The sequence below is a fragment of the Terrimicrobium sacchariphilum genome, from assembly GCF_001613545.1.
Classification (GTDB): domain Bacteria; phylum Verrucomicrobiota; class Verrucomicrobiia; order Chthoniobacterales; family Terrimicrobiaceae; genus Terrimicrobium; species Terrimicrobium sacchariphilum.
The window spans coordinates 1,702,976-1,718,171 of record NZ_BDCO01000002.1; the positions used below are offsets into that span (position 1 = coordinate 1,702,976).

At 56.1% G+C, this 15,196-nt stretch carries 8 protein-coding genes; 3 read left to right on the top strand and 5 right to left on the bottom strand.

Features of this window, described 5'->3' with window-relative positions; translation table 11 throughout:
• Window positions 1-3: 3 nt before the first annotated feature.
• Window positions 4-1,074 carry a hypothetical protein gene (locus TSACC_RS07985; protein WP_153811335.1) on the bottom strand — a complete coding sequence of 357 codons (1,071 nt, stop codon included), beginning with the start codon at window positions 1,072-1,074 and terminating at the stop codon, window positions 4-6.
• 50 nt (window positions 1,075-1,124) lie between these two features.
• Window positions 1,125-1,637: a hypothetical protein gene (locus TSACC_RS07990; RefSeq protein ID WP_075078821.1), complete on the bottom strand. Its 513-nt coding sequence runs from the start codon at window positions 1,635-1,637 to the stop codon at window positions 1,125-1,127.
• A 273-nt stretch (window positions 1,638-1,910) separates the two neighbouring features.
• On the opposite strand from TSACC_RS07990, the gene TSACC_RS07995 reads away from it, so the two are divergent.
• Window positions 1,911-4,463: a LamG domain-containing protein gene (locus TSACC_RS07995; RefSeq protein WP_169809577.1), complete on the top strand. Its 2,553-nt coding sequence runs from the start codon at window positions 1,911-1,913 to the stop codon at window positions 4,461-4,463.
• Between the two features lie 4 nt (window positions 4,464-4,467).
• Here TSACC_RS07995 and TSACC_RS08000 read toward each other — a convergent pair whose 3' ends face one another.
• Window positions 4,468-5,589: a substrate-binding domain-containing protein gene (locus TSACC_RS08000; protein WP_075078823.1), complete on the bottom strand. Its 1,122-nt coding sequence runs from the start codon at window positions 5,587-5,589 to the stop codon at window positions 4,468-4,470.
• A 256-nt stretch (window positions 5,590-5,845) separates the two neighbouring features.
• Here TSACC_RS08000 and galB point away from each other — a divergent pair, with 256 nt between their 5' ends.
• Together galB and TSACC_RS08010 are read left to right on the top strand one after the other, a co-directional pair.
• Window positions 5,846-8,464 carry a beta-galactosidase GalB gene (galB, locus tag TSACC_RS08005; protein WP_075080630.1) on the top strand — a complete coding sequence of 873 codons (2,619 nt, stop codon included), beginning with the start codon at window positions 5,846-5,848 and terminating at the stop codon, window positions 8,462-8,464.
• A 7-nt stretch (window positions 8,465-8,471) separates the two neighbouring features.
• Window positions 8,472-10,910 (top strand): hypothetical protein, encoded by a 2,439-nt coding sequence (locus TSACC_RS08010; RefSeq protein ID WP_075078824.1) that lies wholly within the window; start codon window positions 8,472-8,474, stop codon window positions 10,908-10,910.
• Between the two features lie 363 nt (window positions 10,911-11,273).
• On the opposite strand, the gene TSACC_RS08015 is transcribed toward TSACC_RS08010, so the two are convergent.
• Both TSACC_RS08015 and TSACC_RS08020 read right to left on the bottom strand, forming a co-directional pair.
• Complete coding sequence (locus TSACC_RS08015) at window positions 11,274-13,049, bottom strand: right-handed parallel beta-helix repeat-containing protein (RefSeq protein ID WP_169809578.1); 1,776 nt, start codon at window positions 13,047-13,049, stop codon at window positions 11,274-11,276.
• 67 nt (window positions 13,050-13,116) lie between these two features.
• A complete protein-coding gene (locus TSACC_RS08020; protein WP_075078826.1) occupies window positions 13,117-15,063 on the bottom strand; it encodes a sodium:solute symporter family protein in 1,947 nt (648 codons plus the stop codon).
• Between the last annotated feature and the right edge of the window lie 133 nt (window positions 15,064-15,196).

The following is a 15,196-nucleotide window of genomic DNA, read 5'->3' on the forward strand; positions in this document are numbered from 1 at the left end:
CGCTTAAAGATTTTCCGTTTTGCTCCACGGCTTGGGCACAAGCTCGACCACGATTTCCTTGCGGTTGTATCTCAGGTGGCGCGAATTCAGGTTTTCTTCAAATCGGGCAAAGTCTCCGGCATCGCCTCCGGATGGATGAAGCTTGGATGTATCTCTGAAGAGCGAACCGTACAGATCCGGCATACTGCTGGACTGTTCCAATCGCTTTGCGGAGGGTTCGTCTATGGTGTACAGCGTGATCCGGATGGCGGGGGGAAGGCGATTTCTGGGATTGGTCGCAGGGTCGGTACGAGACTCGGAGGAGTCGTAGGCAAAGTCGCCCGTCAGCTCGGTTGCGTCTGGCGCGGTGGAATTTAGCGGTTCCACGATCATGGCGATCACGTTGTCTGCGATTGCGCGGGTTGCGAGAGGGGAACCCTGCATGGCGGTCTTCTGCCATCCGGTGGCTGGCTTGAAGGCAAACTGAGGTGATGTCGTGACGGTATCCGAATAGAGAGTGACCTCCTCCGCGGGCTGGAGAAATTGCATGAGGCGAAAACGGTACTCTTGTGATGGGGGAAGGATAGCCGGGCGATCGGCGTCTTTGTTGCTCCACTCGATGAAGTATCCGCAAATATTCAGCAGTCCCGAGAGGTTCTGATAGTTGCTATCATTGGTGACACCCAACGGGGCGGTGAAAAAGAGAGCATGGGTCGGAGAACTGCTTGAGGACCCCTGGAGAGAACTCGAGCGGCCGGAAATGAAGCGCAGTTCCGATCGACGTCCCCATTTTACCGGATACCCCGAGCTATCAAATTCGTAGCCGAGATATTCATCGAGCGTGGCCTTGGATAGATTCGCTCCGATGAGGCTCAAGCCGCCTCGGGTTTCCCTGAACTGCTCGACCTTCGAGGAGGCAAAACGCCATGCACTGCTTGCCTGCTCGATCAAACGAAAGGAGACCAGAAGGAGAATGATAAAAACTGTCAGGGCCACCAGTATCTCCAGCAAAGTCATGGCCCGCCTGTCGAGGTGGGGAATGCTGCGGCGGTATTTCATCGGGACGGGTTTGGCCGTTACGGGCAGGAGAAACACGCGGTGGAGATAAGAAACGACTCGCTGGCCCGGCGGTCTCTGGGCGTCCGCTACTGTTGCAGGACGCTCAGGTCCTTGCAGGTTACGAATCCGGAATAGGTAGCGAGGGCGGCGACATCGGCCTTGTAGAGGCCGCCTGGCGCTCGGAATATGTCAACACTCACCGTGGCCAGGGAGGTGGGAGGTGTTGCGCCGCCGGGAATGCGGATCTGCTTTTGATTTCCTCCCTGATCGCGATTCACCCTTACTCGGGCAGCGTAGACCACGGAATTGTTGGCCGCCGTCTGGAGTTCGCCTTGGGCATCAAAGTAGCGGACGAAAGTGCCTGTTTGCAGCAGGTCAACAAAGGGCATGCGGTCGGCCTCGAGCAACACGGTTTGGGAAATGCCCTGGGCTCGATTCTTTTCAATATTATTGCTGAGCTTGGCGATGTTCGAGGGCAACAGGCCGGCAAGCGAGAGCGCAGCGAACGTCATGATCGAAACACTCAGGGTCACTTCCACGAGTGAAAACCCGCGGACGAACCGGTCAATGCGGCGGGGGTGCATGCTTTGGGGGATCATTATGACTGGATTTCTGCCAGAAGGTAGAACGATTTGTAGCGTATTTCAAGAAAAATATATCGCTATAAAATGCGTAATTTGAGGTTAGATGTGAAAAAGTCCTGAGATACTTTTGTTCGTGACGTATCGAGATGAAATATGTGAGATAGCATCTGATCTCCTGGGTATGAATGATGCCTTCCCGGGTAAAGATCGCTCCACTCAACCTGGCATCCCTCCCACCGCGATATGTGCCGATCTGTTTTCCGAATCCTTCTGTATCCAGCCTGTCTTGTGGCATTCCTCCTGGGTCGACCTGTACAGGCAGGGGAGGGCTTTGTTGCTCCTGATCTGGTGACGGCTGGAATGCCATTTCAGTTGAGGCTGCCAAAGGGGACATATCAGATCAACTGGGGCGACGGGACGAATATTGTCACGGATTCCCAGGGATATGTTTCGCATGTCTATCGGCAGGCGGGCAGCGTGACAGTGGAGGTTTCGGTTACGGCCGGAGGCATAAGCAAACCCTATCCTTGGAGCTATGACGCGATGATCATTGCGGCCAAGCCGCTGGTTTTTCTCTCAACTCCGGGAGGAGATGCCATATCGGGGCCTGCCGACAACCTGCCTCGCGCTTTGCCGTTGCAGGGAGAAGCCAGGGATGTTGCGGTGGAGAGTCGGGAGGGCACGAACGAGCTCTCCGCGGATTTGTGGGTGCGTCTCGATTCTCTGGAGGGGCGCCAGGTGCTGGTAGCGAGCCGGGAGGAGGCGGGTGGATTTGCGCTGGCTTATGAGGGAGCTGCGTTGTCTTTTTCGATCGTTGGCGCTGGAGTGGTTTCATTTCCTGTAGGGGAGCGGATTGCTGCCGGGAAATGGCATCATGTGGCAGTGGTATACGACGCAGTGCCGCTATTTCCCTTTGCCAACACGGTGAGGGTGTATGTTGACGGTCAACTCGCGGGCGATGGGCGGATAGCTGCCCGCCATTCCGGCCCGCTGAAGTTCTCTGGAATCCGCTTGGGAGGAGAGGGCGTGCAGGGGGCTATGTCCGGTTTTGCGCTGTATGACAAGGTGCTCTTCCCGCTCAGTATCTGGGATCGGTACTCTGCACTTGCTTCTCCCAATAAATGGAATGTCTCTGTCGCATTTCCAGGATCGAGCAGGGTCACCGTGGTGGAACCAAAAATCCTGAAGACCATTGATGTCCCGCTTGATCCTGATCCCGCGGCGGATAATGGACCGGCCATCCGGAGTGCCGTCACGGCAGCGCAGCCTGGAACCCGCCTCAGGCTTGTCGATGCGACCACGGGAAAGCCGGGTACACGGTTCTCTGTGAAATCACTGATAGCGGGAAACAAGTGGGCGGCGATCCTTATTGAGGGCAAGCAGGATCTGGAGTTGAACGGAGGAGGCGCGACGCTCGTCTTTTCCCAGGCGATGGCCCGATACCTCTATATCCTGAAGTCCGCGCGCATCGCCGTGCGCGACCTTTCGTTCGACATCGATCCGACGTATGCGAGGCCGGGACTGTATGCAAAAATTCTCGATTTGAACCGGGAAACCGGTGTGGTGACCGCGCAATTGGTCAATGGACGTGATGGATCCCCTGATCCTATCATTCCCAGCCGGGCGTCTTATTGGCGGTGGAGACCGCATGATCCGGTCACCTTGCGCCATAGCGAAAAAGGTCCGGCCTTTCGGAGTGACATTTACGCAGAAAAGCCTGTTCCGGATGGTTCTGGCCGCCCGGGAGTAATTGTATTCAAGGCGAAAAAGAAGCCGGAGGACAAATTTTGGGATGAGCTGAAACAGTACGTGGAAGGCGATAACTTCTACATGATCAACAATGGTGATTTTTCATCGAACGCGGTGAGCCTGGACTTCAGCGAAGACGTGGTCTTTGAGCGGGTGAACTATTACGCCACACTTGGAATGGTGTTTCTTTCCTCGGATATTCGCCGGGTACGTGTCGCACATTGCGTGATCGGTATTCCGCCGGGCATGACCGCGGAGGATCGCCCGTTGTCCGCTGGCGCGGACGGGTATCACTTTCACCTGACTCAGGGAGATATCGTATTCGAGAATAACGAGGTCACCCTTACGGATGACGATCCGATCAGCATAAAGGACAGCATGTGGGGAAAGCTGAAGAGGCTGGACAATTATACACTCGATGTCGGCGCGAAAGGTTTTACCAAGGGTGATCCGGTCGAGCTTTTAACACCCGAATATGAATCTGCGGGATATAAGGCAACGGTAGTGCGGGCGGACGGGACCAAACTGACACTCAGCGTCGCTCTGCCGGCGACGATCGTCCCAGGCAGCGTTCTGATGAATCGCAGTCATCATACAAAAAATTGGATATTGAGAGGGAACTACTTCCACGACTACTACGGGCGGATCATGCTCTATACGGACTACGGGACGGTGGTCGGGAACCGTGTCCATGACAGTCTTTATCACCTCGGGATCAGCAATGCCTACTTTGAGGTGGCGGGAGTTTCGCGCAATGTGGTGACCCATAGAAACCTTTTTGATAGCACCAATGCGGATACGGCAAACTGGGGAGGGAATGCCACAGTAACGGTTTTTAATCAGATTACCTACTCCGCAAACAGCTTTGTGGGGGGGCGTCTGCTACTCGACCAGGTATCTGGTGGAGCGATGATCCGTAATGCCTTTTACCGCAAAGAGCAATCCCCTCGCGGAAGTTCGATCCAGATCAAGGGTAGTCGCAATGTGGTTGTCTCGGACAACCTGCAGTTTGGACCTGGAGCGGATCAGTTTCTGTTGAAAAGTGACAACAATACCAACCTGATCGAGACCCGGAACCGCGTCGTGAAGTGACGTTTCAGTGTCCCCGGGAAGCCCGTTTTTGCTTCCTGTCGCCGGGGTGAACGGACTGAGCGCTGCTGCGACTGACCAGATGCGGCCGGAGGGTGATATGTCGGTGGGTGGATTTTGAAGATGAGCTGGCGAGGTTTTGCTCCACAAGGTGAATGACCTCACGAGTGAACTGATTCAGATCGATTTGTACGGTTGTGAGCGGAGGGTCTGTAAAGTCGCATAATGGCGACTCGCTCGAGTACGTGACGAGACTCACATCCCCTGGTACGCGGATGTTTCTCTCGCGGAAAGCCCTTAGAGCTCCTAGTGCGCCCGTCCAGCTCAAGCAGAATACCGCGGTGAAAGGGAGCACAGGCATGGCATCCAGGCGCTGGCTGAGGCGCTCATAGGCACTGGAGATCGAGTCAGGACCATGCTGGACGGAACAGTCAATCACCAGGTCTCGGAGATCCGAAATGCCCGCTTTCAGCATTTCACTCCGCCAGCCTTGCAGGCGGGCCGTAGCCGACGGGTTATAGGGTTCGCTCAACATTGCGGCGATGTGCGTATGGCCCAGGTCCAGCAGGTGCCGGGTAGCCAGGCGGCCGACTTCGCTGTCGTCGACCCATACGGCACTGGCTTTCGCGGACTTGGGCCTTTCCCGAAGAAACACGACAGGCTTTCGTGCGCTGTTTACTGCGTGAATCTGGTCAGATGTGATGCCCTGTGTGCCAATAAGCAGCCCTGCGTCGTACTGTTTCAGGATCTGCTCGATATCGAGGTCGTGGATGTCGCTATAGATGTGGACTCCGAAGCCAAACTGCTCACGATGGCCCATTTCGTAGAGCCGGTTGGTGATTTGTTCGAAGTCCGGCGAGTACCAGAGGGGTCTAATAAGAGCCACGCGAAATCTGGAGCGTGCGCTGGTTTGTGCCACCACGAGCCGCTTTTTACCGTGCGGCTTCTCGATGAGGCCCTGCAGTCTCAGCCTCTCCAGTGCATGAGTGATCGTGATCTGGGAGCATTCATATGCCGCCTTCAGCTCTTCCATGGTCGGGAGGAGCTCCCCTGCACTCATTGACTGGATGTGATCACTGAGGAGCTTGGAGACATGAAAATGCTTGGTATGGGGAACTCGACGCGCCATTGGCTATAAAGGGGATCATTGCACAACGATGTCGGTAATGCATTTAAAATGTGTCGATATGAAAATGCATTGGGCGGCGGAGGCGTGCCGAGGGAGTTTTAAGATATTTCGTTTTCAATTGTTGATTTCAACTTGCGAAAATATCGATATAATATAATTTGCGCGAACTGCTTGATTGAAGTCTCCCCTCGGACTGGCCGACAGGCTTTCAACGACGATGGAGTGCCTTCAGTTTTGTCACCGATTTCCTGTGCTGATGAAAAAGATATTGATGAATTTCCTGACGATGGTTGCGACTTTACTCGTTGGCTTTCCAATGCTCGGGGGTGCGGTGGAGGCTGCGGAAACGCAGGCCCGCGAGCGCTCCAGCTTCAATGCCGACTGGCGATTCATCAAGGGTGATCCTGAAGAGGTGGGAGATACATTCCGACTGCCCGAGATCAATAAATGGCTCGCGAGCCAGCGGTCGGAGTACGAGGTCGGAAAGACAGCGTTGCGCCCGGAGGGTAATCTCGGTGCCGCAGTGAGCTATGTAGCGCCGGGCTTTGATGATGGCTCCTGGCGGAAGCTTAATCTGCCTCACGATTGGGGCATCGAGGGGCCTTTCAATCAGGAGTATGATGGCGAAACGGGGAAGCTGCCTTGGTGGGGGGTGGCATGGTACCGCAAACATTTCGAAGTGCCTGCCGCTGACAGGGGGAGTCAGCTCTACCTGGATTTTGACGGAGCGATGTCTTATGCGCTCGTGTGGGTGAATGGGAAGTTTGCTGGCGGATGGCCGTATGGATACAGCTCGTTTCGCGTCGACATCACCCCGTATGTGAATTTTGGAGGAGAGAATGTCGTGGCTGTCCGGCTGGATAATCCCCCGAATTCCTCGCGGTGGTATCCTGGCGGCGGGATCTACCGCAATGTCTGGTTGGTGCGCACCTCTCCCGTGCATGTCGCGCACTGGGGGACCCAGGTGACGACACCCCAGATCAGCGCTGCAGTTGGCAAAGTCGAGTTGAAAACCTCGGTTGTGAACAACACCGAAGCTCCAGCCTCGGTGTCTCTGAAAAATTCCATTTACGTACTGGATCGTGCTGGAGCCAAAGTCGGCAAAGCGGTGGCATCGGGCGCCACTCCGCCCCTTTCTATTGCACCGGGCGAGAGGAAAGAGATCCCTGCGCAGCTTGCAGTTCCCCGGCCTGACCTCTGGAGTCCCGAGACGCCTGCCCGGTATGTGGTGGTGACCGATGTCCTCCAGGGAAACAATGTGGTCGACCAGTACGAGACGCCTCTCGGCTTCCGGACGATTGCATATCATGCAAAGGACGGATTCATGCTCAATGGCAAGCCTTACAAGTTTCAGGGGGTGTGCAATCATCACGATCTCGGCGCCTTGGGAACAGCTGTCAACTATCGGGCGCTGGAGCGTCAGGTGGAGTTGCTCAAGGAGATGGGTGGCAATGCCATTCGCACGAGTCACAATCCTCCGGCGCCGGAACTGCTGGAGATCTGTGATCGGCTCGGCATGCTCGTGATGGTAGAGGCCTTTGACTGTTGGGCCTCGGGCAAGAAACCAAACGATTATGGTCGTCTATTCAAGGAATGGCATGAGGCGGATCTTCGAGCGATGGTGCGCCGCGACCGGAATCATCCCAGCGTGGTAATCTGGAGCACCGGCAACGAAATCGCCGAGCAGAATGGTCCCTGGCTTTCTGAGAAACTGACCAGGATCGTGCACGAGGAGGACAGCACACGGCCTGTATCGGTCGGGTGCAACTGGCTCGAAGCCGGATTCAATGGTTTTCAGAAGTCCGTAGATATTTTTGGCTTCAACTATAAGCCGGGCGTCTATGAGCGCTTCCACAACGAAAACCCGGATATCCCGATCTATGGGTCGGAAACCGCGTCGACGATCAGCACGCGAGGGGAATATTTCTTCCCGTTGGATCACGGTGGCCAGTCCGATTTTCAGATGAGCTCATATGACTTGTATTTCCCGGGATGGGCAACGACTCCCGATACGGAGTTCAAGGCTCAGGACAAGTATCCATACGTGATGGGTGAGTTTGTCTGGACCGGATTTGACTATCTGGGTGAGCCGACTCCGTACAACAAGGATACGACGAATCTCCTGAACATGGCCGATCCAGAGGCGAAGGCCAAGCTCAAGGAGGAACTCGATCGTCTTGGAAAGATTCAGGTTCCGTCGCGGAGTTCCTACTTTGGCATCCTCGATCTCGCGGGCTTCAAGAAGGATCGCTTCTACATCTATCAGGCAAAGTGGCGGCCCGATTTTCCGATGGCACATATCCTCCCGCACTGGAACTGGCCCGATCGCATCGGACAAGTCACGCCCGTGCACGTCTATACATCTGGAGACGAGGCGGAACTTTTCCTCAATGGAAAGTCGCTCGGCCGCAAAAAGAAGGAAGCGGGCCAGTATCGCCTCCGCTGGGACGATGTGAAGTACGAACCCGGTGAGCTCAGGGTCGTGGCGTACAAAAATGGCCGCCAGTGGGCGGAGGATAAGGTCGTCACGACTGGCGAGGCTTCACAGCTCGCTCTTTCTCCCGACCGGGCCCGGATCTCGGCCGATGGCAAGGATCTTTCTTTCGTGACCGTAAAAGTGGAGGACGGAAAGGGACGAGTCGTGCCCCGTTCGGGGAATGAGGTGAAGTTTGAGATTTCCGGTCCGGGTGAACTGGATGCCGTCGACAATGGTAACCCGGTCAGCCACGAGTCCTTTCAGGCAAGCGAGCGAAAGGCGTTCAATGGTCTGGCTTTGGCCATTGTTCGATCCAAACCCGGAGAAAAAGGAGAGATCAAGTTGAAAGCCGTATCTGCCGGCCTCGTCGCAGCCGAAACAACCATTAGCGCGGAGTAATTTTGCAATGAAGAAGACACTCGTCCCCCTGTTTATCACGATCGCGGCATCGTGTGTCCTCGGCGAGGTGCCATCAGACCAGCCAAGACAGGTGAGCGGCATCTATCCATCGCTTGCCATGTTTAACAAGGAGGGCGAGTGCGGAACGGGAGCGGTGGTTCCGTGGGCAGACAGGCTTTGGGCCATCACTTATGCACCGCATCGCCCTTATGGGTCCTCGGATAAACTTTATGAGATCACGCCGGACCTGAAGCAGATCGTTCGTAGCGAGAGCGTGGGCGGTACGCCTGCTGACCGGATGATTCACCGCGAAACCAATCAGCTGCTGATCGGCCCTTACGTGATCGATGGCGAGCGAAATGTGCGGGTGATCAAGCCGAGCCAGATGCCCGGTCGCCTCACGGCAGTGGCCCGCCATTTAGTGGACCCGGCGACATCGGTCTATTACGCGACGATGGAGGAGGGCTTGTACTCGGTTGACCTCAAGACCTTGAATGTCACCGAGCTGATCAAGGACACCAACAGGGACAACAAGGGGCTGGGCACCGGCGTTGTGAGCGATCTCCCGGGATATCATGGAAAGGGCCTCTACAGCGGTCAGGAGCGCCTCGTTTATGCCAATAATGGCGAGTATGGGCACGCGGCGGAGACAGACCCGACGACACCTAGCGGTGCTCTGGCCGAGTGGCGGAAGCCTGGCGAAAACTGGACGATGATCCGGCGGAATCAATTCACCGAGGTGACCGGACCCGGCGGGATCTATGGCAATAGCAACCCCGAGACTGATCCTCTCTGGGCGGTGGGTTGGGACTTCCGTTCTCTGATCCTCATGGTGCTCGATAAGGGAACCTGGCACTCTTACCGTCTGCCCAAGGCGAGCCATAGCTATGATGGGGCGCATGGCTGGAATACCGAGTGGCCGCGCATTCGCGAGATCGGCGAGGGGTCTCTCCTAATGACGATGCATGGCGGATTTTGGAAGTTCCCCAAGAACTTCGCTCCGTCCACCAGCGCCGGTATTTCTCCTCGGAGCAACTACTTGAAAGTGGTGGGAGATTTTGCCCGCTGGAACGATCGCATCGTGATCGGATGCGACGACACCGCGAAGAACGAGTTTCTCAACAAGCGCAAGGCCAAGGGGGAAATCGTTGGGCCGGGACAGTCGCAATCCAACCTCTGGTTCATCGATCCGACGCTCCTTGATCACCTGGGGCCGGTTATTGGTCGTGGTGCTCTGTGGTTGAACGAAGACGTGAAGAAGGGGACCACCAGCGATCCATATCTCTTCAGCGGTTTCGACTATCGAACGCTCGCGCTGTTTCACAACGGCGCAGCCCCCGTGCGGGTAGCCGTGGAGGTCGATGTCGATGGGAATGGAACGTGGACGCCATCGAAGACCATCGATGTGCTCCCGGGAGCGCTGCAATGGGCGGATATGAGCTCCGAAAAGGGCGCCTGGATTCGCCTTCGCCCGGAGGCCGATGCGAAGAAATTGACGGCGATGTTTCTCTATCGAAACCAGGACGGGCGCGAGGTTGCCGCGGCAAAAATCTTTGACGGCATCGCTGCGCCGGATAGCAAGCAGGTCACTGGAGGACTGCTTTATGCCCGTGGGAATGACATCCGGACGCTACGCTTTGCCGCGCAGGATGCCAGCGGCGACTTGGGATGCTACGATCTCGATGGGAATCTGACGTTGACGAAGGTCGACGAACCCGATGCTTCGAGGTGGATGAATGAGAATGTTGCGATTCCCTCGGGTGTGCTCGAGTATGACGACGCTTCCATTATCTATGTCGATCAGGTGGGTCGCTGGCGGCTTCCACGAGGTGACAGATCCCTGGACACTGCGGGTCCGCTTGGAGCCGAGCGCATCTGTCGCGAGGTTTGTACCGAGCGCGATCTCTTCAATGCGGGCGGCACGTTTTTTGAACTGCCGGCGGAGAACGCAGGTGGCGCGGCAAAGATCAGAGCCGTCACCACGCATAACCGGCGAATCAAGGATTACACGAGTTTTCGCGGGTTGTTTGTGATCAGTGGACTGGATCAATCTGCCCAGGCAGGGGACCATGTCATTCGATCGACCGATGGCAAGACTGCCCTATGGGTGGGTGCGGTGGATGACATCTGGCGGTTCGGAAAACCGCGGGGCTTTGGCGGACCTTGGAAAAATGCACAGGTCGAAGCGGGAAAGCCCTCCGATCCCTACCTGCTCACCGGATATGACAAGAAGAGCCTGACGCTGTCCCACGACGCAACGGTCCCCGTCAAGATCACCGTGGAAATCGATCCCTCGGGTACCGGTACATGGGTGCCCTGGAAAGAGTTTAGCGTTCCGGCCGGCGAATCCGTGTCATATCAGTTTCCCGATTCGTTTAGCGCCTATTGGTTGCGAACCAAGTCCGACAGTTTGTGCAAAGCGACTGCTCAGCTGACTTACGAGTAGCTGGAGAGGTTCAGTTCTCTTATAGATATGTCGGCCTGGGATCTTCTCCGGCCGACATATTTTATGCGCAAGAGGAACATGGGATCTGGTAATGAAGACCAGCTCCTGTAAAGTGGGAATGTCGGTACCTGGCTGGCTTGCCGGTTTCGAAGGGTAGGACTGCCCCCTTTGCGCGGCAAGGTCCTATGAGAATGAAGCGGACTTGGCTCTTCTTTCAGTCGGCCTTATCGGATGAGGAGGAACGACCTCCGTACGAAAATCGCGCCAAAGGTTGAGTCAACCATTCGTGGTCGCGGGCATGGCCGGGGCATGCCGAACTCCAAATGGCGCGAGAGGTTGCTCGCGCACCAGTTTCCAGCAACGCTAGTGACTTGGTTGCGTGAGGTTGAACGGGCTGGGCGCAGTCTCGATGGAAAAACCTTCGGCAAGCTTGTCGAGAGTATCTTGGGCGACATCTTTGCCGGAGACGGTTGCCTTGAGGTATGCACCGGGTTCGTACACCTTGTTGCCGCTTGTTGTGATGTCCGATGAGCGGGTCAGCCAAAGCAGAGATTCGCCATTGACTCCCTTGCCTGCGCCGGTGACGCTGGGAGGAGCAGTCATCACACGAGCGAAGAGGTTGTCCCGAATGGAAACACCCTTGGCCGCGAAAAGGACGATTCCGGGTCCGTTGAAGTCCTCGAATCGATTGCCCTCGATCCTGATATTCTGGAACACGGGGTATTTCGCCCCGGCCGCAATCGAAATGCACCCCGCTTGATCAGTCGACCACGACGGACAAAAATATCCCGTACCTTTGAATGTGTTGTTTCGAATCACGAGATTTCGAATTCCCGCCGCAGCCTCGCCGGGAACCTCAGGAGAGACCGTGACACCGGAATGGCCGTCAAAGATCTGGTTGCCTTCAATCATGCCGTCGCCTGCCTTGATGAGAATGCGACCGGAGCTCCGGGTAATGTTGTTGCGGAAGATGAATCCGTTTCCTTGACGATCGGGGCAGTAGACCGACTCTCCGACGAGAAAGGGGACATCGCCTTTGACGGTGACCTTGACCGCTTTCGTATTAGTGCGCCATAGCGTCCACTGGGGCGCCTCGGTCACTTTACGGGCCAAGTCATCGGGGAGTTTGACATACTCCTTGGCGATGATCTCGGCTGTCTTCCCATCGAGGGAGGTAGCGAGAGAGTCGCCGACCTGCGGGCCGAGGCAATGTTCGTCCCGGAAGGTAAGTGTCGCCGTTGAGCCATCGACGGCTACCACCATAAAGTCGCTGGACTGTACGCTCCATGAGTCGTCTCCCGCATCGCGGATCTCACATTGCTCGACCAACGGGCCGCGTTTCATGGTTTTGCTCTGCATGGCATCCCATACGCTGCTGAGCAATCGCTCCTGTGTGGCTCCTTCCGGTTTGGGGCCGGGAACCACTTTGCATCGGGTGTAGCGCATGCCGCCATCGCCATCCTGCTCGATGATGCCAAACCCGGGCGCAGAAAATACCGAGACGCCTTCAAAGACTGTGCCTGCGCAGTTTTCGATTGCGACAGCGTGGGCGACTCCTCCTGGCCGAGGACCTCCACTCATGGAAGCCATGTCACCGACCTTTGCAATCTTCCCGATGTCTTTCACATATACACGCACGACATCCTCGCCCCGCATCTCGCCCTTCGCTCCCCAAAGAAATGGCATGCCGCGTTTGCGAAACCGCGTGGCAGGATCGATGACATCGATGCGTGAATAGGGCTTCCGGGGATAACCTGCATGGATGCGTACATCGACCCAGCTGTCATCAGGCGCTGTCGCGATGATGTCGCCCTGCGTGTAGGGCAGGGGATCATAATCGATCGTCAGCCCTTTGAGCGTGACATTACGGGAGTTCTTGATTGTGACGGCCCTGGTCATGTCTCCACAGATCAGCTTCACGCCCTCGGCATTGATGGTCAGATCCTTTGCGTTATTTACCGTCACATGATTGTTGTCCCCGCCAACAGGCTTCAGATGATAGGTGCCTGCCGGGATGGTGAATTCATGCGCTCCCGACTTTACGGCCTGCTCGAGAGCGGGGCGGAAATCGTCGCTGGAGTGGACGGCTGTTGCTCCAAGACAAAATGCTGTCACGAAAGGTAGGAACGACTTTTTCATGAAGGGAGAAGGTAACATTAGGTTTTTGAGCTGATATACGGGCCTGCGGTTTTGCGGATGTTTTGATCTAGTCGGCCAGATTGTGGTGATTGACGACCGTGCCATCGTCCCGGGCATCGATGCGCTCCTCACGGAGGCGTCTGAAAAAGAGTCTGATATCCTTTACTCCACCCCACGAAAACCAGACGGCGGTAACGAGAGCAAAGAAGATCGGAATGCCGATGCCGACAATGAACCAGAATGTGGACCAGACCTGTAAGGGCCATGGTGAGATGAGGTTCCAGATGGTGCCGATGACGAAGACAGCCAGCCAGATCATGCTCCAGCCAAAAAGACCGCAGGCGATGATTTTGTCGCCGATAGAAAAGTTCTCATCGAGGCCGATGATGCGCCCCCAGGAGACCTTGGTCTTTTTCTTCGTTTGGAATTTTTGCTCTGATTCCACCGCGTATTCGCCTCGGTGCAGCATACGATCCATGTCGAAGTTTTTGCGGCAGGTCAGCAGAGAAACGGTGAAGTAAACCACGCACGCAATGATTGAGCCGCCGAAGGCAATTTGCGTGCCATTGAAGGGAAAGCTGTCACCCCAGACCTGCCGGGCCAGAATGCCAGAAGTTACAAGAGTTGACCCAGTGAGGAGGCCAGCCCACGCGCCCGCAGTGGTGCCTTTCTTCCAGTATAGTCCGCCGATAATGGCCGCTCCGGCTCCGCCAACATAGATTGCCTCGGTTACCGCCCACCACATCATCACGTACTCCGTCTGCTTGAAGAAACAGCCAAAAAGAAAGGCGAACAAAGCCACTCCTGTCATCGACCATCTCAACAGGCGGATATGTTGTCTGGGAGTGAAGGGTTTCTTGCGCAATGGCACCAGCACATCCTGGATGAAAAGGCTCCCCCACGAGTGCAGATGGTTGCCGTCTCCACCGAATACACCCATAAGGAGAACGATGCAGAGAATGCCTTTGATGCCCATGGGCAGCATGTGTTCAATGGCGATGGGAATCTTCATTTGCTGCTGGATCTTGGGCTGGGCGATCTGAGCCACCTCATGCTGAACTTCTGCAGCTTGGGCGGCATAGTGTGGATGTGCCAGATACGTCATGGCGCAAACCGCGAGGAGTGTGATTACGGCTGTATTTCCCATTCCCTTCCAGATGGAAAGGATGCCACCCATGCGTGACTCGTGCGCGGTCACAGCAGCTGTGGCATAGGCGCTCTGGTTTTGCCAGGCCATCGTCCGATAGATGCCTCCCCAGAGGCCGATGAGCACATACCAGATGTTGAAGTCTTTCAAACCCATCGAGTCGAAGGGATTCAGCAGCGACTCTCCTTTGGGCTGATTCTCGAGCACCTGGGAAATGTCCTTCCAGCTAAACATGCATAGCAGGGCTGCAATGATGATGAGGAAAAGGATCTGAGACATCATTCCCTCGAGGCAATTTGTGATCATCAACGTGATCAGGCCACCGGATAGGGTCATCGCGAGCGAGATGGTTAGCAGAACTGCCATCAATGGGATGTAGGTCTCGATCTGAAACCCAAAGAAGCTGAAGGTCTGAGGCAGCCCGAGGAAAAACGTGAGAAACCGGGAACCAATGACCGGAATGATGCCGAAGTTCACCACGCCTGCGCCGAAGCCGAGGATGCCGGTGAAGACACGGAAGCGCTTGCTATATCGAATCTCAAAGAATTGGGCGAGAGTGAGAGCTCGTGTTTCACGAAATCGGTAGATCACCCAACCGCTGATGCCCACGATCAACATCACGGGTATACTGAGCCATCCCCACCATGTGAGGACGAAACCTGAGTGCGAAATGATTTCGAAGGTGGCGACAAATACGACCGCGCCCACACCCTGTTCCCCCTTGGCCACGGCGAGAAGGTAGCGCCCGGCCATGCGACCGCCGGAGAGGAAATCCGCGACGCCGCGCACATACCGTCGGGTGTAAAGTGTGACGATAAGCAGGGTGAGCAGCGGTATCGCGATGAGGAGCCAGTCGATTAGGTGCATGGACGTCTGTAGGGGGCAGGGGGATCAGAGGCTGCGCAGGCAAACAGGATCACCGGGATATGGTGCGCGCGTAAGGACCGGAAGCGCCGACACGGGGTGCGGCAAAAGCTCGGGCAACGAAAGACCGCTTCTG